This is a genomic window from Labrys sp. (in: a-proteobacteria) (assembly GCF_047605565.1).
In the GTDB taxonomy this organism is placed as follows: domain Bacteria; phylum Pseudomonadota; class Alphaproteobacteria; order Rhizobiales; family Labraceae; genus Labrys; species Labrys neptuniae.
In genome coordinates this window covers 14,301-35,157 of sequence record NZ_JASGFM010000051.1, presented here as the reverse complement: position 1 = coordinate 35,157, position 20,857 = coordinate 14,301, and the positions used below count along the sequence as shown (strand labels likewise).

Here is a 20,857-nt window from a genome sequence, read left to right as displayed (position 1 = left end):
ACGCAAAACCACATCGGGAGGAAAAAATGAGCAACTGGATCGATGCCTGCGATGCCGACGACATCGAGCAGGAAGACGTCCTGCGTTTCGATCATGCCGGTCGCACCTATGCACTCTATCGCAGCCCGGACGATGAATATTTCGCGACCGACGGGCTGTGCACCCACGAGCAGATCCACCTCGCCGACGGCCTGGTGATGGATGACATCATCGAATGCCCCAAGCATAATGGCCGCTTCAACTACAAGACCGGCGAGGCCAAGGGCGCTCCCGTGTGCATCAATTTGAAGACCTATGCCGTCCGGCTCGCCGACGGCAAGGTCCAGATCCAGCTGGGGTGATCCGATGCAGCCGGGCATGGTCATCGTCGGCGCCGGCGAGGCAGGCGCCAGAGCCGCCTTCGCTCTTCGCGAAAAGGGTTGGGCCGGCGCCATCACCCTGATCGGGGACGAGGTCCACGCCCCCTATGAGCGCCCGCCCCTGTCGAAGGCGACGCTGCTGGACGAAGCCGGTCCTTCCCCGCGTTATATCGTGGCGGAGGAGCGGTTCGAGGCCGAGGCCATCACCCACCTGGCCAAGCGCAGCGTGGTGGCGATCGATCGGGACCAGCGGCTGGTGCGGCTCGATGACGGCAATGCCCTTGCCTATGACAAGCTGCTGCTGGCCACCGGCGCGGCACCACGCCGGCTGCCACTGCCCGGCGCGAACCGGCCGGGATGCGTGACGCTGCGGCGCTTCGAGGATGCCCTGCATCTGAGGGAGCGCTTTCGCCCGGGCGCGGAGATCGCCATCATCGGCGGAGGCTTCATCGGATTGGAACTCGCGGCGAGCGCTCGCCAGCGCGGTGCGGCGGTGACCATCATCGAGGCCCTTCCGCGCCTGCTCAGCCGGGGGGTGCCGGCCGCTATCGCGGAAGTGGTGCAGGAGCGCCATCGCGCCGCCGGCTGTACCCTGCTGTGCGGCGAAGGCATCACCGCCATCGAGGAGGAACCCGATGGCCTCGCCGTCCGCCTCACCAGCGGCAAGCTGGTGCTCGCAGACCTCGTCGTTCTCGGCGTCGGCGCATCGCCCAGCACGGCGTTGGCGGAGGCCGCAGGCCTTGCCGTCGACAATGGCATCGCCGTCGATGCCAGGCTGCGCACGAGCGACGAAGCCATCTTCGCCGCCGGCGATTGCTGCTCCTTTCCCCTGCCCGTCTATGGCGGACGCCGGGTGCGCCTGGAATCCTGGCGTAATGCCCAGGAACAGGGTGCCCACGCCGCAAGCGCCATGCTGGGGGAGGACATCGCTTTCGACGCCGTTCCCTGGTTCTGGTCGGATCAGTATGACCTCTCCCTGCAGGTCGCCGGACTGGTGGACGAGGGGCGCCACACCATTCGCCGGGACGGGGCAGAAGGATCGTTCATCCTCTGCCATCTCGACGAGGACGGGCGTCTAGTCGCCGCCAGTGGCATCGGCGCCGGCAATACGATCGCCCGCGATATCCGGCTGTGCGAAATGCTGATCGCCAAGCGCGCTCATCCGGACAGGGGCAGGCTCGCAGACCCCAACACCCGCCTCAAATCCCTTCTCTCAGCCTAAGCCACCTTTGCGCCTCGACGACTCGATCGAGCCGCGGGGCACCCTGGAGACCGTCATGGCTCGCCTTCGCCCGACCGTTGCCGACCTGCTCGCCCTTCGCGGCAAGAAGCAGATCGCCAAACTGAGAGTCACCACGCTCGAGGAGGCGGAAGCCGCCGAACGCGCCGGCATCGGCATGCTCTCGGTTCCGCCCGCGCTGATCGCCGAGCCTGCTTTCCGCGACGCGGCACCGACGACCTTTGCAGTGACCGGGCTGGAATATGGCAACTACGTCACGGCAGAGGATTACCTGCGGGCCGCCTTCCTCGCCCGGCAGCAGAGTTCGGATGCCGTCTATTGCGCCGCCAGCCTAGCCACCATCCGGCGACTTCGCGACGAGAAGGCATCCCGGTGGTGAGCCATGTCGGCCTGATCCCCTCGCATCGGACCTGGACGGGCGGCTTCAAGGCGGTGGGCAAGACGTTCGAAACCGCCTGGCAGGTCTGGCAGCAGGCCAAGGCCCTCGAAGAGGCAGGCGCCTTCGCAGCGGAGATCGAAGTGGTGCCCGTGGAGGTCGCCACCGCGATCAGCCGGCGCACCAGCCTGTTCATGATCTCCATGGGCGCCGGCGGAGGGTGCGACGCACAATATCTGTTCGCCGATGACGTTCTAGGCGCCCATGGCGGGCATTATCCCCGTCACGCCAAGGTCTATCGCAATTTCCGTGGCGAATATGACCGCCTGCAGAAGGAACGCATTGCGGCCTTTTCCGAATACAATGCCGACGTCACCAATGGCGCTTTCCCGGCCCCGAACCAGGTCGTCGGTATTGCGGGCGATGAGTTCGCACGCTTCCTGAAGGCGCTCGATGCCGCCTGATCATCCCGGATGATCAGGCGATCGGCGGGGCCGACGCAATATCCTTGTCGAAGCAGCGATCGATCACGCGCTGGAGGTTCGCGGCGTGGCGGAAGCTGGGTTCGGCATTCTCGCCGCTCTGAACGGCCGCGATGAAGCGCTGGTAGTTGGTCTTCACTGGATCCGCATGCAGATCGCGCCAGGCCTGGCTGTGGATCCCGTCCCCGGTGCAGATGCGCAGGCTCGTATAGGGACCGTGATTGATCTCGATCGCGCCCTTGGTGCCGAACACGCTGAGCTTGAGCGTATTGGCATAGCCGGTCATGAAACGACTGGTGTGGATCACGCCCAGCGCCCCGTTCTCGAAGCGCACCGACATCACCGCGCTGTCATTGGCATCGAGCGGATAGTCGCCGATGCGGTCGCCGGGCGCCTTGTGGAAGGTCGCGAGCTGCGCCTGAAGCGCGACCGGCGTCATGCTCACCGCATAGCTGGCGAAATCCAGGATGTGGATGCCGACATCCCCCAGCACGCCCTTCGAACCATGCTCCTCGGACAGGCGCCAGAGCCAGCGCGGCTCGGTCGACCAGTCGCCCCAATGGTTGCCCACCAGCCAGCTCTGGCGATAGGAGGCCTCGACATGGCGAACCTCGCCGATCTCGCCGCGCGCGATGATGCCATGGGCCGCCTGCAGGGCCGGCACGTCACGATAGGACAGGTTGACCATGGCGATCAGACCGGCGGCCTCGGCCGCCGTCGCCATCTCATCGGCCTGTGGGAAGGTCTCGGCCAGCGGCTTCTCGCACAGGACATGCTTGCCGGCCAGGATCAGCTTCATCGTGGTGGGATGATGGAACCTGTCAGGCGTGACATTGGCGACGGCATCGAAGCCGCCCCAGGCGATGGCCTCGTCGAGATCGCCGAAGGAATGGGGAATGCCATGCTCGTCGCTGAACTGACGGGCCCTTGCCTCGTCGATGTCGACGCCCGCCACCACTTCGGCGTCGGGAGAAGCCTGGAAGTGCCGGGCGTGGTTGGCCGCCATATTGCCGGTGCCGAGCACGAGAATGCGGATCTTGGACATGAGGTGATCCTGGGATCGCAGGCTTCCAGCCTGCTTTTGGCTAAGCAGAACTTCCCGATGTGTCCGTTCGCGGGCAACATCGAAAAACCGTGCAAGTGTTTGAGATCTTGAAGATTCCGCCTGATCGAACCCTTGATTCGATCAGGCGGACTCCACTCAGGATCGGGAAAGTGACAATGCGGGAAGGGACGCCTGCAATCCCAGGACTAACGGAAGCCCTCTTCGCCATCCTGGTGGAGTCGCGGCCCTTTCACTTCCAGGGGGACCGGCGCCTTGTCATGCGGCGTGTTGGGGGCTTCGTTGACCCGCTTCCAAGCCGTTGCCGGATTGTAGGCCCACTTCACCGCGTTGCCGAGCACCTTGCGCACGGTGGCGTTGTGATAGGTCGGATAGGCCTCGTGGCCCGGGCGGAAATAGAAGATCTTGCCGGCACCGCGCTGATAGGTCAGTCCAGAACGGAAGACTTCACCACCTTCGAACCAGGAGATGAACAGCGTCTCCATCGGCTCGGGCACGGTAAAGGGCTCGCCATACATCTCCTCGTGCTCGATCTCGAAATATTCGGGCAGGCCTACGGCGATCGGATGGTTCTTGTTGAGCACCCACAGCCGCTCGACCTCGCCGGCCTCCCGCCAGGACAGGGCGCAGGGCGTGCCCATGAGTTGCTTGAAGATCTTGGAGAAATGGCCCGAATGCAGCACGATCAGGCCCATACCCTCCCAGACTCGCTCCTGCACGCGCTGGACGATCTCGTCCTTGACCTCGCCATGGGCGGTGTGGCCCCACCACAAGAGCACGTCGGTATTCTTCAGCTTCTCGACGGTCAGGCCATGCTCGGGCTCGTCGAGCGTCGCCGTGCCGACACTGATGCCACCGGCCTCCTCGAGTGCCGCCGCGACCTCGCCATGGATGCCCTTGGGATAGAGCTGGCGCACCAGGGCGTTGGTCTGCTCATGCCGGTTCTCGTTCCAGACGAGTGCGCGGATAGTCATCTCGGATTTCCTTTGCCGTGGACGGCGATTCAAAGCGCTTTAACAAAAATCTCTGCCACATCCGACGGGGCGATTGAAGCGGGTTGTGGACCTATTTTTTGGCCCGGCGAAAACCGCCGGAACCAATCCTTGTGGCACCCCAGGCGCCCCGTGACGAAAAGCCTTCCAGGTGCCTCGCCAAATGCGACGATGCAGGCCCCGTTCAGGCCGGCAGTCGCCGCAGAGCCGAACCATCCGCCTTGAAGACATGGGAAAGATCGCCGGGCACGCCGATATTCACCTTGGTCGCGGCAACCACCGGGGCGTCCCCGGCGTGACGCAGTGTCACCAGCCTGCCATCCGCCGTGCGCACATAGAGGAAGTGGCTTTCGCCCAGTTCCTCGACCACCTCGACATCGCCGGTGAACGAGGCCTCCCCGCCCGTCTCCTGCAGATGTTCGGGCCGGATTCCGAGCTTCACCTTGTCGCCGGCGCGCACGCCGTTGCCGTCGACCTTGGCGACCACGCTGCCCCCGCCCGGCAAAGCGACCTTCACACCGGAAGCGTCGGCAGCCTGGACTTCGGTATCGATGAAATTCATCTGCGGCGAGCCGATGAACCCGGCGACGAACAGATTATGCGGGTTGTGATAGAGCTCCAGCGGCGCGCCCACCTGCTCGACATTGCCGGCGTTCAGCACCACGATCTTGTCGGCCAGAGTCATGGCCTCCACCTGGTCATGGGTGACGTAGACCATGGTGGCGCCCATCTGCTTGTGCAGCTTGGCGATGGAAATGCGCATCTGCACGCGCAGCGCGGCATCGAGGTTGGAGAGCGGCTCGTCGAACAGGAAGACCTTGGGGTTGCGCACGATGGCGCGGCCGATGGCGACGCGCTGGCGCTGGCCGCCGGACAGTTGCTTGGGCAAGCGCTCCAGCAGCGGCGTCAGTTCCAGGATCTTCGCCGCCTCGCGCACCTTCTGGTCGATGGTCTGCGTATCGGTTTTCGCCAGTTCCAGGCCGAAGGCCATGTTCTGGTAGACGTTCATGTGCGGATAGAGCGCATAGGACTGGAACACCATCGAGATGCCGCGATCCTTGGGTGTCTTCTCGTTCACACGCTGCCCATCGATCAGGAGGTCGCCGGAGGTGATGTCCTCGAGGCCTGCGATCAGGCGCAGCAAGGTTGACTTGCCGCAACCCGACGGGCCGACGAAGACCACGAAATCCTTGTCCTCGATGTCCAGGTTGACGCCGTGCACGGTTTCGATCCGGCCGAAGGCCTTGCGGATGTTCTTGAGTGTGACACTGGCCATGTTGCTTAACCCTTCACGGCGCCGGCGGTGAGACCCGCCACGATCTTGCGTTGGAAGATGAGGACGAGAACGATGAGGGGCAGCGTCACGATGACCGATCCGGCCATGATGTTGCCCCAGGGCAGTTCCTGCTGGCTGGCGCCGCTCATCGAGGCGATCGCCACCGGTACGGTGCGGTTGTCGGGCGAGAAGGTCAGTGCGAACAGGAATTCGTTCCAGGCCGCGATGAAGGCGAGCAGGCCCGTCGTCACCATGGCCGGCCACATCAGCGGCATGAAGACGCGGCGCACCACCGTCCAGGGGCTGGCGCCGTCGACGAAGGCGGCCTCCTCCAGTTCCCGCGGCAGCTCTTTCATGAAGGTGGTGAGCACCCAGACGGTGAAGGGCAGCGTCAGTATCAGGTTGGAGAGCACCAGCGCCGGCATGGTGTTGTAGAGGCCGAAGGCGCGCACCACCTCATACATGCCCGAAAGCACCGCCACCTGCGGGAACATCGACACGGCGAGGATAGTCATCAGCAGGAGGCCCCTGCCCTTGAAATGCACCCGCCCCAGCGCATAGGCGGCCGTCACGCCCAGAAAGAGCGAGATCAGCACCACCGTGACGGCGACGACGATCGAGTTCCAGATGTTCCAGGCGAAGGGCTGCTGCTCGAACACGCCGACATAGTTGGAAAAATCCAGGCTGTCGGGCAGCAGCGAGGTCGAAAACAGCGCCTGTCCCGTCCGCATCGAGGTCAGGATGGCGTAGTAGAACGGGAAGACGGCGTAGAGGACGATGACGACGACCAGCGCCCAGAACCCGATGGGTTTGAGGATCTTGCTCATCTCGTTCCGTCCTCCGAAACACGCACCTTGCCCACGGTCATGGCCAGCACGGTGATGAGGCCGATCACCAGGAACAGCAGCGTCGCCGCCGCCGAACCGAGGCCCGTCTTGGCGAAATCGACCAGTTGCAGCCGGGCAAAGCCCGACATCGAGATGGTGTCGCGGCTGCCCGAGGTCAGCACATAGATCAGGTCGAAGATGCGCAGGGCATCGAGGGCGCGGAAGACCACCGCCACCATCAGGGCCGGACGGATCAGCGGCAGCGTCACCTTGAAGAACACCTTGACGGGGTGAATGCCGTCGACCTTGGCCGCCTCATAGCAATCGGAGGGCATCATCTGCAGCGCCGCCAGGATCAAGAGGGCCATGAAGGGCGTCGTCTTCCAGACGTCCACCATGATCACGGCCCACATCGCAGTCTGCGAATTGGCGGTCCAGGCGACCGGCTCGGAGATGATGTGCAGGCTGAGCAGGATGTGATTGAGGATGCCGAACTGGTCGTTGAGCATCCATAGCCACATCTTGGCCGAGACGATGGTGGGAATAGCCCAGGGAATCAGCACGGCGGCACGCACGATGGCGCGTCCCTTGAAATTGGCGTTCAGCACCAGCGCCACGATGGTGCCGAGCACCGTCTCCAGCGCGACCGAGACCAGCGAGAACCACACGGTGTTCCAGACCGAAAGCCACCAGACCTTGTTGGCGAGCAGGCCGATCCAGCGCCCATCGACATTGGCGAGATAGTTCGAAAAGCCGACGAGCTTGTAATTGCCCGGATTGGAGAGCTTGGCATCGGTAAAGCCAAACCAGATGGTACGCAGAAGCGGCCATCCGGCGACGATTGCCAGGACCACCAGCATGGGCAGCAGGAACAGCCATGCCGACCGAACCCGGGTCCTTGTCAGTTCTGATTGACTTGCCATCGGGGACTCCCAGAAGGAGGCAGGAAGAGTTGGCCGGCATCTCAGCCGCCACCCCAGTCACAATGCGGGAAATCCATACGCGGCCGGCCGCCGGCGAGGCCCCCGAAGCGCTTTGCGACTTGAGCGAGTCACCCCGCATCGCACAGACGCTCTCGCCAATCCGTCGGATTGGCTTGGAGACAAGGAGCTCGAGCAAACAGCCGTCCGGTCGTGAACGCGCTCTGCTCCCGGGATCAGGAACCAGGCTTCGGTCGATCAAGTCGCGAAGGATGAGAGAACGGCGGAAAGAGCGCCGCGAACCGGGGGGTTCGCGGCGCAGTCGGGGAGGATCCTACCAGCCCGAGCCCTTGATATTGGCGAGTTCGCCGTCAAGGTCCTCAAGGGCCTGTTCCGCCTTCGCCTTGCCGGACAACACGCTGGCAACCGCGTTCCAGAAGGCGTTCGAAACTTCGTTGTAATTCGCGCCGGTGATCTTGGAGGGACGGGCCACCGCGCTGGTGAAGGTCGCCTTCAAATCGCCGAAGAAGGGCACGGCCTTGAGCACGTCCGGGTCCTCATAGAGGCTGGCGATGGTCGGGTTGTAGCTGCCCTCGATGGCGCGGCGCTTCTGCTCTTCCTTGGAGGTCAGATAGACGGCGAGGTCGGCAGCAAGATCGGCCTTCTTGGAATATTTGGAGACGGCGAGCTGCCAGCCGCCGAGCGTGCCGGTATTCTTGCCGTCAGCACCGCCCTTGGGCAGGGCTACGACGCCGATCTTGCCCTTGACCGGGCTGTCCGCGCCATTGCCCAGCGACCAGGCATACGGCCAGTTGCGCATGAAGGCCGCATTGCCGGACTGGAACACGCCGCGCGCTTCCTCCTCGCCGTAATTGAGCACGCCGTCCGGCGAGATCTTGCCGATCCAGGAGGAAGCCAGCGTCACCGCCTCGGCCGCCTTGGGATTGTTGATGGTAATCTTGCCCTCGGCATCGACGATGGTGCCGCCGCCAAAGGAGTCGATCCACTCCAGCGCGTCGCAGGTCAGTCCCTCATAGGCCTTGCCCTGGAACACGAAGCCCCAGAACTTGTCGTTGCCGCCCTTGCGCTCGCCTTCCTGGACCTTGGCCGCGGCCTCTGTCATTTCCTGCCAGGTGGTCGGCGGCTTCAGCCCGTTCTTCTCCAGGAGATCCTTGCGATAATAGAGCACGCCGGCATCGGTGAACCACGGCATGGCGACGAGCTTGCCGCCCACGGTGTTGTTGTCGATGATCGCCGGGAAATGCTCCTTCTCGGCTCCCTTGGTGTAGGGCGCCAGATCGATGAAGTGATTGGCGAGAATGCCGGGCCAGATCACGTCGATCTGGAAGACGTCGATGTCGCTTGCGCCGGCCGACAGCAGTTGCTGATAGAGCGCCAGCCTTTCATTGGTATCGTTGGGTGTCGAGACGATCTTGACGGTATTGCCGGTCTTCTTGGCCCAGGCTTCCGCACCGCTCTTGCACAGCGCCAACTCCTGGCCGACTGCGCCGCAGGAAATCGCAACCTCGGTAGCGCTGGCAAAACTCGTGAGAGCGATAGAGGCAGTCGCGGCCAAGGCCCAACGCATGAACATGCGGTCTTCCTCCCTTTTATGCGCCATAGCTGCCTCCTCTATGGCAGGTCAGCATAGGCAACCGACATTTCCTCGTTCGAAGTCCCTTTTAGCAGAGCTTCTATAATCTACTTCAAAGCGCTTTGAATTCTAATTCCGACAAAAGTTTGCCTTTGTCAAGGCGACCTCGTGGCAAAACTGCGTAACAACTAAGGCGCAGGAACAGTTCCCCCAAAAGTAGCATCTTTCATTGAAACAATTTGATTGAAAATCAGAGCCGTTGATGCCTTTTGAGCGATTGAGTGAGAAACTTGTGAATTTCCTGGTAAATGTGGCGGCTGCGCTACCTATTTGACGGAAAAGAATTAAGCTGACTCAGAAAAAATAATAGAAAGCGTTAGTCCAAAGCGCTTTAATGAACAAATGCATTCTGGTCGCTGCTTGCGGTCGGGAGACTACCAGGAAGGGCATGCAGTATCGCGAGATATTTGCCGTGCCCGACGAGCGTTTCTCCCCGATCCCTGGCATGACAAGCTTGCCTCTGTTCATCGAGAGAAACGAGAAGGCCTGGAAGGAACGTTGCGGTGAACTTGAAGGAACTGTCACAGCATCTGGGCCTATCCCAGACGACTGTCAGCCGCGCGCTCAACGGCTTTCCGGAAGTTGGCGAGGCGACCCGCAAGCGTGTGCTGGAGGCGGCCGAGACCTTCCAATACCGCCCCAACGCCAGCGCCCGCAAACTCGCCACCGGCCGTGCGGGAGCGATCGGCATCGTGTTCTCGTCCGAGCGCAACATGCTGCTCGATCCGATCTTCACCGATTTTCTCGCCGGCGTCGCCACCCAGTGCTCTCGATCCGACAATGACGTGCTGGTCTCTTCCGCCCAGGGCGACGAGGCGGGCACTTATCGGCGCCTTGCCCGCGTGCGCTCGGTGGACGCCCTGTTGCTGTCCTCACCGACGATCGACGATCCGCGCATCGCGATGCTGCAACGGCTGGGCATGCCCCTGGTCGTGCATGGGCGCACGCAGACCGGCCTCAATTATCCCTATCTCGACATCGACAATGAAGGAGCCTTCCACAAGGCCACCACCTTGCTGATCGATCTGGGCCATCGCCGGATCGGGCTGCTCAACGAAAATCTGCGCTTCACCTTCGCCACGCATCGCTCGCAAGGCTGGCGCCGGGCGCTGACAGCTCGGGGCCTCGCCGCCCCTCCGGAACTCGAAGGCGGCGCCCGCATGACGGAAGAGAACGGCTATCGCATGGCGCGAGGCCTGTTCGAGCTATCAGACCCACCGACCGCCCTGCTCTGCTCGTCGATCTTCCTCGCTCTGGGGGCCATGCGGGCCGCCCGGGAAACAGGCCGGATCGTCGGAAAGAATCTGTCGCTGATCGCCCATGACGACGGCCTCGACGCCATCAGGCCGGAAACGCTGACGCCGGCCCTCACCACCACCTTCTCTTCCATCCATGCCGCCGGCGTCCGTGTCGCCGAGATCGCCATGGCCCTGGCCAACGGTGCCGATCCCACCGCCGCCGCGGAGATCTGGCCGGTCGATCTCGTCTTCCGCGGCTCTACTGTGCCCCCCGCACCCTGATTACTCGGCTGGCGCCGACACGGTGGCGCGATCGCGATAGAAGACGAACAATCCGCTGCCGATGATGATGCAATTGCCGATGAGGATCGGCAGTGTCGGCACATCGCGCCAGACGATCCAGCCCATCAGCGTCGCCCATACCATGGCCGAATATTGGAACGGAGCGAGCATCGCAGCCGGCGCCATGGCCAAGGCACGCGTGATGCAGATGAAGCAGACCATGGCAACGATGCCGACGAGGAACATCAGGACAAGATCGAACCAGCCCGGCGTGGCCCAGGCAAACGGTATCGTCGCCGCGCCGATGACACCCGCACCGGCAAACTGCCAGACCACGAGGGGAAGCCAATGCGTGCGCCGCAGGCGTCGCGTCACGGTAACCGCCAAGCCAAACATGATGGCGCCGACGAGAGCAATGGGCGAGGCCGAGGAGAACAGTTCCGCCGAGGGCTGCAGCGCCACCAGAACGCCGATGAAGCCCACGATCACAGCGCCCCAACGGAACGGCTCAACCCTTTCGCCGAGCAGCGGAACCGACAAGGCGGTAATGATCAGGGGTGCCGCCATGTAGAACGTCATGACATCGGCGAGCGGCATGCTGCGCGTGGCGAAATAGAAGCAGAAGGTATCGCCGGCCATGCACAGGATCCGCACGACCTGGAGCCGCCACTGGCCGAAATCGAAGAGATCGACCTTCAGGTGCCAGACCATCGGCACGAGGACGATGGCGGCGCCGACGGAGCGCAGCAGCAGCAACTGACCGACGGAATAGTCGGCGACCAGCCATTTGCCGAGGGCATCGTTCAAGGCGAAGAGGAACACGCCGATGAGATAGAGCGCGATGCCCATGCCGACACTTGTGGTCCCGATGCCGGCCCGGCGGAGGGTAGTCATTTCGGTCTCGTTTCCTGCCGGAGCGCCACGCGTTCAGCCATGAACGCGTTGTGCTCCAACTCCTTGGTTCAAGGCGTCTTTGCGGGTCTTGCCGAGTCCGTCAATTCGCAAAGCGTTCCAGGCGCGTGGCATGGTGTCTGATGCGGTCCGGGCGTCCGCCGGGCATCGCCCTCACCCAGCGGATCGCCATTTGTCGTACCAATATCGGCGGGCGGCGGAAAGAGGCAATCTTGCGCAGCATGCAGGGGCATCAGGCCGCAGCCATCTTCGCCGCCATGTCCGAAGCGAGCAGGCCGTCGAGCGCGACCTTGATCAGCGGGCGGCGCACACGCAGGGCGTTGAGGGCTGCGACCGGCCATTCGACATAGCAGGCACCCGGTTCGACCGTCACGGTGGCCGAAGCGGGCTGGCGGCGCAGGAAGCCGGCCTCGCCGATAAAGGACTGCGGCCCGACAACCAAGCTGCGCCCAGCCTTCATCACATGGGAGCTGCCGTCGAGCACATAATAGACCTTCTCGACCGTTTCCCCCTCGCGCAAGAGCGTGTGGTTGCCCTCGCTGCGTCGCCAATGACCGATCTTCATCAAGGAGCGGAACTCGCCCGGCGACAGGCCGCCGAGGGCGGCGAACAGCCGGCGCTCTTCGGCACTGAGACGAAACTGGGTGCGAGCAAAGACCAGCCTGGCCATCATCAGCAGATTCACGCCCAGATTGACCGCCGTCCAGAACAGCGCATCCCACAGCATGATCTCGGGCACGACCAGATAATAGAGGATGTAGAGCAGGGTCGAAACGACCAAGAGGGCGCGCAAGACCAGTTGGTCGCGACAGGTCAGCGCCGCGACGGCAATGAGGGCGGCGGCATGGATCAGGCCGAGCCGGACGATTTCGAAGAACATTTCAGCACCAGGACGGAAAGATCGGCTGGCGCATCACGTCGCCAACCACGGCGTCGACATGGTGCGTTTGCCGTCCAATTGCTGTGCGCCCTTGCACGGGTCAGCCGCTATGACCGAGGCCAGGCGCAACCAGCGCCTGGGCAAGGCCTGTCCTACGCCAAGCCGTGATCTGACTGCCCTGAGGCATTGGAGGGCACCTCCTCGCCACAACCCAGTTGAACCTCTTCCCATCCGGGATGCCGGCCTACAGCGTTCGGCCTTGCGTCGGCCGACATCCGTCTGGAGCGATCTCATCTCCCCATGCGTGCACCACCGACACAAGCGCGCAATGTCCCTGCAATAATAATCAGAAGTATAGATTTGTTGCCGGCTGCATTTTTTACCCAATGCCCTGCTCAGTTAGCACACAAATCTCTCTAACTCACCCCCAGGAAGAACACAATGTCGCCATTTTTTGTGATAGCAAGGGAGATAATCAAAGATATATTTAAAAATTTTGACAATATTATCTCATTTATTCTAATAATCCTGATGATAATTACGGCATTTTGGGCATCAATTTATGAGAAAATTAGTACGGACCGCTCCATCGCCCTTGCATCGCTGTCGATCCTGTTCGCGCTGCTGCTGTCCTACTATCGATTGAAGGAGCATGTCCGGCACAACCCAGGATCCTCCCTGCGCTACCTGCTTCCGCGCTTCCTTTTTGCACGGGCGAAGGGAGGCAGCCGGGCCGGCAGATGGTTTGCCAGGGCGCTGCTCTGGAGCATTTCAGCCGTGACGATCTATGTCGGAGTGCTGCTCTATTGGGGCAATTTCGGCACAGTGATTCGCGGACAGGTCTATCGTTCTGCCCAACTCGGCAGCGCCACGATGTCGATCAACGTCCAGCGCTACGGCATCAGGGCCATCATCAATCTGCGCGGCAGCAATCCGGGCCAGGACTGGTACGACCGGGAGGTGGCCGATGCGAAGGCACTCGGCATTCATCACATCGATTTCCGGATGTCGGCCAAGCGAGAACTAAGCCGGGAACAAGCCGAGCAGCTCATCGCCCTGATGGCACAGGCACCGAAGCCGTTGCTGATTCATTGCGCGTCCGGCGCCGATCGCACCGGCCTTGCCGCCGCTCTCTACGTCGCTGCGATCGCCAAGGCCGGCCGCGAAAAGGCGCATGCCCAGTTATCGCCCTTCTTCGGGCACCTGTCCCTGCCCTTCCTGCCAGGCTATGCGATGGACAGGACCTGGGAGGAGTTCGCCCAATGGCTGAACAAGGCCGGACACGAACCGCGCCCCGCGCTGGCCACGGCGAGCGGGGGCACCACCGACCGGCGCTGACTGGCAGCCACGGGACCAGCAAATTCCTGCGTGGAGGTCTGGTGGGCCCGGAGGGACTTGAACCCCCAACCAGACCGTTATGAGCGGCCGGCTCTAACCATTGAGCTACAGGCCCGGCTGTGCCAGACGCCGCATCTATAGGCAGAGTCTCGCCCAGGTTCAATCGGCATCCGCAATTGCGATGACCGCCGCAAGCCCGTCATCATCCCGCCGCCTTCGATTGCAAGGTTCCGACCGCAATTTTCTTCACTGGAGTTCACCGATGCTACCGTCTTTCGTCGCCCGCCCCGCCCTCGCCGCCCTGCTGCTGGCCGGAGCGCTCGGCGCCGCTCAAGCCGAGGATTTCAAGCGCGTGGTCGCCATCAACGGGGAGGCGACGGTCGGCGCCAAGCCTGACCTGGCCTATGTCAGCATCGGCGTACAGAGTGCGGGCAAGGTGGCACGCGACGTGCTGACCGCCAATTCCAAGGCAACCGGTGAGGTCCTCGCCGCACTCAAGGCAGCCGGCATCGATGCCAAGGACTTGCAGACCTCGGGCTTCAGCGTGCAGCCGGCGAGCCCCCAGAACAGCAAGTTCTCGTCAAGTTCCGAGGATGGCCCGACCATTGCAGGCTACACCGTCTCCAACACCGTAAACGTGACGCTACGCGACCTGCCCAAGCTCGGCGACATCCTCGACAAGGCTGTCAGCGCCGGCGCCAACAGCATCGAGGGCATCCAGTTCATCGTCTCCAACCAGTCGGTGCTGCTGGATGGCGCCCGCAAGACCGCCCTGGACGATGCGAGGCGCAAGGCCGAGATCTATGCCAAGGCCTCCGGCCTGCGCCTGGGCAAGCTGGTGGATCTGAGCGAGAATACCGGCCCGATCGGCGGCGGTCTCTATCGCGCCAAGGCGGTGCAGGATTCGGTGCCGATCGAGTCCGGCGAGAGCACGCTGAACGTCACCGTATCCGCGCGTTTTGAGCTGGAAGACTGATCCCTCATACCTCCTCCCAGTATCGGACAAGATTCCACGGGCCGGCAGTGCATCTGCTGCAATGCTGGCCCGGCAGATTTTCCGCACACGCAAGTTTGTTTCACGCAGCAAGGTCGATTGGGTAACAAAGATGCTTGCTTGACTGTTCTCCCCGGTTTAGGACGGCGTAACCGCTGTTAATCGGAAAGCTTATCGTGCGCGCACGCCTTGATGCTGTTGACTGGAAAATCCTGCAGGAACTACAGGCCGATGGCCGCATGACCAATGTGGAACTGGCCAAGCGCGTCGGCATTTCAGCGCCTCCCTGCCTGCGGCGCGTGCGGGCCCTCGAAGATGCCGGCGTGATCAAGGGCTATCGTACCCTGCTCGACGAGGCCTCGCTCGGCTACGAGATCACCATCTTCGCCATGGTCAACCTGACTTCGCAGGCGGGGGCGGATCTGCAGTCCTTCGAAACCTATGTGAAGAATCAGCCCTTGGTGCGCGAATGCTGGATGCTGTCCGGTGACGTCGACTTCGTGCTCAAATGCGTGGCGAAGGACTTGCGCTCCTTCCAAGCCTTCGTGGCCGAGCTGACGGCCGGGCCAGCCGTGCGCAACGTCAAGACGGCGCTGACTCTGCGTTCCATCAAGGACGATCCGATCGTCCCCCTCGAACTCGACGTGAGCGAAGGGGCCTAAACCAGCTTACTCAGCAGCCAATGTGCGTAGCTGGACGCCAGCCAATCATAGCGGCGCGGCGTCGGGTCGGGCACTTCAGGAGCGGCATCCACCGAGCTCGTGGTGGCAAAGAGCGGGAAGCTCTTGATCACGCCGCCCGATGACGACAAGAGCGTGACACGGCCATCGAGCGTGTCGACGCTGTCGAAGCTGATCAGGCCGCCATCCGAATCCACGGGAAAACTGATGTCGGTAAGCGCCACCGACAATGTCGCGCCGCCCTTTGCACCGGGCTGGTAGCGCGAGCCGAGCTGCCGGACGAGATTGCGCTGCAGAAAAGGCGGCATGCGCTGGAGCCAGAGATTGCCGCTCCCGCTGACCTGCACCCGGCGGATGACCGGAATGGCCGGATTGTCGGCGTAGGAAGTGGCGCAACCGGTGAGCAGCAGACCGGCAACCATGGCCAGGAAGCTTCTGCGCCCGACACGTCCCGAAGTCATGATAGCCTCCTGCTCACGATATTCACTGTCTATAGAATGCGTCGCGCCGCCAATCGAAGCAAATTCGCGCGACCACACAGCAAAACGCCGCATCCGGTGGGATGCGGCGCATTGTGTCGACAGGGTCTGAGATCGGCAGGCGGCTCAGCGCCAGGCGACGTTGGCGATCTCATAGGCCTTGGGGCCCTTGGGCGTGTTGACCTCGACGGAAACGCCGATCTTCTTGCCCACCAGTGCGCGGGCAAGCGGCGAGCCGATCGAGATCTTGCCGGAGCGCACATCGGCTTCGCTCTCGCCGACGATCTGATAGGTCTTCTCTTCCTCGGTGTCCTCGTCGATCAGCGTGACATGAGCCCCGAATTTGACGGTGTCGCCGGACAGCTTGGTAATGTCGATTACCTCGGCGCGCGACAGGATGTCCTCGAGCTCGGCGACGCGGCCTTCATTGTGGCCTTGGGCTTCCTTGGCCGCATGATATTCGGCGTTCTCGGAAAGGTCGCCATGGGAACGGGCCTCGGAAATCGCCGCAATGATGCGCGGCCGTTCGATCTGCTGCCGTTCCCTCAATTCTGCCTCGAGCGCGGCATGGCCTGCCGGCGTCATCGGGATCTTGTCCATAGCTTCGTCTTCTCTTTCCAAACGCAAAAAAGATACGCGCCGGACGGACTTCCCCGGCGCGGCTGACATATCGAATTTGCAATATTACGGTACCCTCGCCCCGATGGGCGAAGGCGCCTCCTTCAGAAGTAGGATTGCAGCGCCCGCACTTCCAGATCTCCGCCCTTATTGGCCTTGATCCCCTGCGCAGCCGCCACCGCTCCGAAGAGAGTGGTGTAATATGGGACTTTATGCAAGAGGGCGGCGCGTCGCAAGGAACGCGAATCCGCCAGCGCCTGGGCTCCCTCCGTGGTGTTGAACACGAGCTGGACGCTGCCATTCTTGATGGCGTCCACGATGTGCGGACGCCCTTCCAAGACCTTGTTGATCCGCGTGGCCTCGACGCCGTGGCCGGCCAGGAACTGCTGCGTACCATCGGTGGCGACGATCGTGAAACCCAGATCGGCAAGCAGCCGCATCGAATCGAGAATGCGCGGCTTGTCGCTCTCCTTCACCGACACGAACACCGTGCCGCCGGAGGGAACGGTGACACCGGCGCCGAGCTGGCTCTTGGCGAAGGCCACGGCATAGTCCCGGTCGAGACCGATGACCTCGCCGGTCGAACGCATCTCGGGTCCCAGCACGGTGTCGACTCCCGGGAAGCGCGCGAAGGGATGCACGACTTCCTTGACCGCGATGTGATCGAGCTTCTTCGCCGTCAGGTTGAAGGAAGCCAGGCTCTCGCCGGCCATGACGCGAGCGGCAATCTTGGCGATCGGCTCGCCGATCACCTTGGCCACGAAGGGCACCGTGCGCGAGGCGCGCGGATTGACTTCGAGCACGTAGATCAAGCCGTCCTTGATGGCGTATTGCACATTCATCAGGCCGCCGACATCGAGGGCCAGGGCCATCGCCTTGGACTGGCGCTCCAATTCGGCCAGGATCTCGGGGCTCAGCGAGCGCGGCGGCAGCGAGCAGGCCGAATCGCCGGAATGGATGCCGGCTTCCTCGATATGCTCCATGATGCCGGCGACGAAGACGTCCTTGCCATCGGCCAGGACGTCGACATCGACCTCGACGGCATCGGAGAGATAGCGGTCGAACAGCAGCGGGTTCTTGCCCAGCAGCGTATTGATCTGGCCGGTCTTGTCGTTGGGATAACGCGTCTTGATCTCGGGCGGCACCATCTGCGGCAAGGTACCGAGCAGATAGTCGTCGAAGGCGACCTCGTCGCGGATGATCGCCATGGCGCGCCCGCCCAGCACATAGGAGGGGCGCACCACCAGCGGCAGGCCGAGATCGGCAACGACCAGGCGGGCCTGCTCGACCGAATAGGCGATGCCGTTCTTGGGCTGGCGCAGGCCGAGCTTGTCGAGCAGGCGCTTGAAGCGGTCGCGGTCCTCGGCGAGGTCGATGGCGTCGGGCGTGGTGCCGAGGATGGGAATGCCGGCCTCCTCCAGGGCAGCCGCCAGCTTCAGCGGCGTCTGGCCGCCGAACTGCACGATGACGCCGTGCAGCGTGCCCTTCGCGCGTTCGCGGTCGAGGATCTCGATCACGTCCTCGGCGGTCAGCGGCTCGAAATACAGCCGGTCCGAGGTGTCGTAGTCGGTGGAGACCGTCTCCGGGTTGCAGTTGACCATGATGGTCTCGAACCCGTCCTCGCGCAGCGCCAGCGCGGCGTGCACGCAGCAATAGTCGAACTCGATGCCCTGGCCGATGCGATTGGGACCGCCGCCGAGGATGACGACCTTCTTACGGTCGGACGGGTCGGCCTCGTCGGCCGGCGCGCCGACGAAGGGCGGCGCATAGGTCGAATACATATAGGCGGTGGGCGAGGCGAATTCGGCGGCGCAGGTGTCGATGCGCTTGAAGACGGGGTGCACCTCGAGTTCGGCGCGCCGGTTCTTGACCGTTCCTTCCGGAACGCCTGCGAGCGCATCGAGGCGCCGATCGGCAAAGCCCATCGCCTTGAGGGAGCGCAGGGCGCCCGGCGTCTTGGGCAGGCCGATCTCGCGCACCTTCTGCTCGGTCTCGACGATGCCGCGGATCTGGGCCAGGAACCAGGGGTCGACCTTGCACACGCCGTGGATCTCGGTGTCGGACAGGCCAAGGCGCATGGCCTGGGCGATGTTGAGCAGGCGGTCAGGCGTCGGCTTGCCGAGCGCAGCGCGGATGGCATTCTTGTCGTCGCCCTGGCCAAGGCCCTCGATCTCGATCTCATCGAGGCCGTTGAGGCCGGTTTCGAGCGAGCGCAGCGCCTTTTGCAGGCTTTCCTGGAAGGTGCGGCCGATGGCCATCGCCTCGCCGACCGACTTCATCGCGGTGGAGAGGATCGGCTCGGCGCCCGGGAACTTCTCGAAGGCGAAGCGCGGGATCTTGGTGACGACGTAGTCGATCGTCGGCTCGAAGGAGGCCGGGGTCGCGCCACCGGTGATGTCGTTCTCGATCTCGTCGAGCGTATAGCCGACGGCGAGCTTGGCAGCGACCTTGGCGATCGGGAAACCCGTGGCCTTGGAAGCCAGCGCCGAGGAACGGGACACGCGCGGATTCATCTCGATGACGACGAGGCGGCCCGTGGCCGGATCGACGGCGAACTGCACGTTGGAGCCGCCGGTCTCGACCCCGATCTCGCGCAGCACCGCGATCGAGGCGTTGCGCATGATCTGGTATTCCTTGTCCGTCAGCGTCAGCGCCGGCGCGACGGTGATGGAATCGCCGGTATGCACACCCATCGGATCGATATTCTCGATCGAGCAGACGATGATGGCATTGTCCGCCTTGTCGCGGACGACCTCCATCTCGAATTCCTTCCAGCCGAGCACGCTCTCCTCGACCAGGACCTGGGTGGTCGGCGAGGCGTCGAGGCCGCGCTCGATGATGTCGATGAATTCGGCCTTGTTGTAGGCGATGCCGCCGCCCGTGCCGCCCAGCGTGAAGGAGGGCCGGATGATCGCGGGCAGGCCGATATAGTCCAGCGCCTCCAACGCCTCGGAGAGGCTGTGGGCCAGGCGCGAACGCGGCGTCTCCAGGCCGATCTTGGTCATCGCCTCGCGGAAGCGCTCGCGATCCTCGGCCTTGTCGATGGCGTCGGCGTCGGCACCGATCATCTCGACGCCGAACTTCTCCAAGACGCCCATCTCGGCAAGCTTCAGCGCGGTGTTGAGTGCCGTCTGGCCACCCATGGTCGGCAAGAGCGCGTCGGGGCGCTCCTTTTCGATGATCTTGGCGACGATCTCGGGCGTGATAGGCTCGACATAGGTCGCATCCGCCAGGTCCGGATCGGTCATGATCGTGGCCGGGTTGGAATTGACCAGGATGACGCGATAGCCCTCCTCGCGCAGGGCCTTGACGGCTTGCGTACCCGAATAGTCGAATTCGCAGGCTTGGCCGATGACGATCGGGCCGGCGCCGATGATCAGGATGGAGGAAATATCGCTACGTTTTGGCATCGCTCGTCCGATTTGGGAGGGCCGGCATGAAAAAGCCGCGGAGGGAACTCCACGGCCAAGAATTCATGGCTCCAGCCTGACTCAATCGGCCCGAACGCGGTTCGGACCGATTGAGTCAGGCTGCGGCGGATCGAGCGGACCGACTAAACCATTTTGGCGTCTTGCGAAAGGGGCCGTTTGCGGACTGTTGCGGAAAGTGACGGTTGCAAGAGGAAATCCAAGGTTCGACCCGCCCTTACAGCGGCTTTTGCGACGTGCATTTCGCCGTCTGGCCGCTCGGCATGCGCAGGATATAGACATACAGCTTGTCGCGCGGACCGAAGTCCATGACATAGCTATCGATCACCTTGCCCCCGCGCTGGGTCAGGGAGTGGCAGGATTCTTCCGCCTGCGCCGCCGGAGGCATCCCCAGCACCACTGCGGCAAGGAGTAGGCGAATCAAGGTCCAGGCCATCGGCCCTCCTTTCGGGATGGGATCGTGTTCGGGATCATAAGCGATGATGACGCGACGTCATTCTGAAAAACGGCCCCATTTCGCCATCATCCCCCTCACACCGGTGACTGCCACGTTCCAGTTGTGGAGATTTTGCATGATCGGGCCGCGATTTACCCTGCTTGCCTGCTCCCTGGCATTGGTGGCCTGCCGTCCCGCAGGATGACCCGCCTTGGACCGGTCCAGCATGACAGGCGTGCTTCTCGACGAAGGCTGTCCTGTCGCTGGAGCACAGATCCGGGTGACCAATTCGCATCGGCCAAGCCGCTCGTCATTCACCAGCACCGACCAGCAGGGACGCTTCTCGCTCAGAACCGGCGAAGCCAGGGCAACCGGTCAAGGCA

At 63.0% G+C, this 20,857-nt stretch carries 18 protein-coding genes, 1 tRNA gene and 1 pseudogene; 7 read left to right on the top strand and 13 right to left on the bottom strand.

Going from position 1 to position 20,857, the window contains the following annotated elements; translation table 11 throughout:
* Window positions 1-26 precede the first annotated feature (26 nt).
* The 3 genes and pseudogenes from QM672_RS29195 (at window position 27) to QM672_RS29185 (ending at window position 2,439) form a co-directional block, all read left to right on the top strand.
* On the top strand, window positions 27-341 hold the full coding sequence (locus tag QM672_RS29195) for a MocE family 2Fe-2S type ferredoxin (RefSeq protein WP_367625710.1): 315 nt from the start codon (window positions 27-29) through the stop codon (window positions 339-341).
* A 4-nt stretch (window positions 342-345) separates the two neighbouring features.
* Window positions 346-1,581, top strand: a complete 1,236-nt coding sequence (locus QM672_RS29190) for an NAD(P)/FAD-dependent oxidoreductase (protein WP_415086817.1) — start codon at window positions 346-348, stop codon at window positions 1,579-1,581.
* A 55-nt stretch (window positions 1,582-1,636) separates the two neighbouring features.
* A pseudogene (locus tag QM672_RS29185) lies at window positions 1,637-2,439 on the top strand (3-methyl-2-oxobutanoate hydroxymethyltransferase).
* A 13-nt stretch (window positions 2,440-2,452) separates the two neighbouring features.
* Here the strand turns inward: QM672_RS29185 and QM672_RS29180 are convergent.
* The 6 genes from QM672_RS29180 to QM672_RS29155 form a co-directional block, all read right to left on the bottom strand.
* Window positions 2,453-3,502: a Gfo/Idh/MocA family protein gene (locus QM672_RS29180; RefSeq protein ID WP_245196656.1), complete on the bottom strand. Its 1,050-nt coding sequence runs from the start codon at window positions 3,500-3,502 to the stop codon at window positions 2,453-2,455.
* 206 nt (window positions 3,503-3,708) lie between these two features.
* Window positions 3,709-4,494, bottom strand: a complete 786-nt coding sequence (locus tag QM672_RS29175) for a ThuA domain-containing protein (RefSeq protein WP_415086815.1) — start codon at window positions 4,492-4,494, stop codon at window positions 3,709-3,711.
* Window positions 4,495-4,696: 202 nt separating this feature from the next.
* Complete coding sequence (locus QM672_RS29170; RefSeq protein WP_415086813.1) at window positions 4,697-5,788, bottom strand: ABC transporter ATP-binding protein; 1,092 nt, start codon at window positions 5,786-5,788, stop codon at window positions 4,697-4,699.
* A gap of 5 nt (window positions 5,789-5,793) precedes the next feature.
* Complete coding sequence (locus QM672_RS29165; RefSeq protein ID WP_311934393.1) at window positions 5,794-6,615, bottom strand: carbohydrate ABC transporter permease; 822 nt, start codon at window positions 6,613-6,615, stop codon at window positions 5,794-5,796.
* The gene (locus QM672_RS29160; protein ID WP_311934392.1) at window positions 6,612-7,538 is read right to left on the bottom strand and encodes a sugar ABC transporter permease; all 927 of its coding nucleotides are present in this window, start codon (window positions 7,536-7,538) and stop codon (window positions 6,612-6,614) included. Before QM672_RS29160 ends, QM672_RS29165 begins: the two co-directional genes overlap by 4 nt.
* A 331-nt stretch (window positions 7,539-7,869) precedes the next feature.
* Window positions 7,870-9,129 carry an ABC transporter substrate-binding protein gene (locus QM672_RS29155; protein WP_311934391.1) on the bottom strand — a complete coding sequence of 420 codons (1,260 nt, stop codon included), beginning with the start codon at window positions 9,127-9,129 and terminating at the stop codon, window positions 7,870-7,872.
* Window positions 9,130-9,692: 563 nt separating this feature from the next.
* Between QM672_RS29155 and QM672_RS29150 the strand changes: the two genes are divergently transcribed.
* Window positions 9,693-10,709: a substrate-binding domain-containing protein gene (locus QM672_RS29150; RefSeq protein WP_311934390.1), complete on the top strand. Its 1,017-nt coding sequence runs from the start codon at window positions 9,693-9,695 to the stop codon at window positions 10,707-10,709.
* Here QM672_RS29150 and QM672_RS29145 read toward each other — a convergent pair whose 3' ends face one another.
* Window positions 10,710-11,603 (bottom strand): DMT family transporter, encoded by an 894-nt coding sequence (locus tag QM672_RS29145; RefSeq protein ID WP_367625706.1) that lies wholly within the window; start codon window positions 11,601-11,603, stop codon window positions 10,710-10,712. It abuts the gene before it with no gap.
* Between the two features lie 250 nt (window positions 11,604-11,853).
* Window positions 11,854-12,501: a cyclic nucleotide-binding domain-containing protein gene (locus tag QM672_RS29140; RefSeq protein WP_415086809.1), complete on the bottom strand. Its 648-nt coding sequence runs from the start codon at window positions 12,499-12,501 to the stop codon at window positions 11,854-11,856.
* A gap of 441 nt (window positions 12,502-12,942) precedes the next feature.
* Here QM672_RS29140 and QM672_RS29135 point away from each other — a divergent pair, with 441 nt between their 5' ends.
* Window positions 12,943-13,839, top strand: a complete 897-nt coding sequence (locus QM672_RS29135; protein WP_415086807.1) for a tyrosine-protein phosphatase — start codon at window positions 12,943-12,945, stop codon at window positions 13,837-13,839.
* Between the two features lie 39 nt (window positions 13,840-13,878).
* Here the strand turns inward: QM672_RS29135 and QM672_RS29130 are convergent.
* Window positions 13,879-13,954: transfer RNA gene (locus QM672_RS29130), tRNA-Ile, on the bottom strand.
* A gap of 147 nt (window positions 13,955-14,101) precedes the next feature.
* On the opposite strand from QM672_RS29130, the gene QM672_RS29125 reads away from it, so the two are divergent.
* Both QM672_RS29125 and QM672_RS29120 read left to right on the top strand, forming a co-directional pair.
* Window positions 14,102-14,815: an SIMPL domain-containing protein gene (locus QM672_RS29125; protein WP_311934386.1), complete on the top strand. Its 714-nt coding sequence runs from the start codon at window positions 14,102-14,104 to the stop codon at window positions 14,813-14,815.
* Window positions 14,816-15,009: 194 nt separating this feature from the next.
* Entirely contained in the window at window positions 15,010-15,495 is a 486-nt protein-coding gene (locus QM672_RS29120; protein WP_082979703.1) for an Lrp/AsnC family transcriptional regulator, read from the top strand.
* Here the strand turns inward: QM672_RS29120 and QM672_RS29115 are convergent.
* The 4 genes from QM672_RS29115 to QM672_RS29100 form a co-directional block, all read right to left on the bottom strand.
* Window positions 15,492-15,974 carry a hypothetical protein gene (locus QM672_RS29115; RefSeq protein ID WP_415086804.1) on the bottom strand — a complete coding sequence of 161 codons (483 nt, stop codon included), beginning with the start codon at window positions 15,972-15,974 and terminating at the stop codon, window positions 15,492-15,494. The genes QM672_RS29120 and QM672_RS29115 overlap by 4 nt on opposite strands.
* A gap of 144 nt (window positions 15,975-16,118) precedes the next feature.
* Window positions 16,119-16,592, bottom strand: coding sequence for a transcription elongation factor GreA (gene greA, locus QM672_RS29110; RefSeq protein WP_311934384.1), 474 nt, complete (start codon window positions 16,590-16,592; stop codon window positions 16,119-16,121).
* A 122-nt stretch (window positions 16,593-16,714) separates the two neighbouring features.
* Window positions 16,715-20,020, bottom strand: a complete 3,306-nt coding sequence (gene carB, locus QM672_RS29105) for a carbamoyl-phosphate synthase large subunit (protein ID WP_415086802.1) — start codon at window positions 20,018-20,020, stop codon at window positions 16,715-16,717.
* 235 nt (window positions 20,021-20,255) lie between these two features.
* The gene (locus QM672_RS29100; protein WP_415086800.1) at window positions 20,256-20,474 is read right to left on the bottom strand and encodes a hypothetical protein; all 219 of its coding nucleotides are present in this window, start codon (window positions 20,472-20,474) and stop codon (window positions 20,256-20,258) included.
* Window positions 20,475-20,857 lie beyond the last annotated feature (383 nt).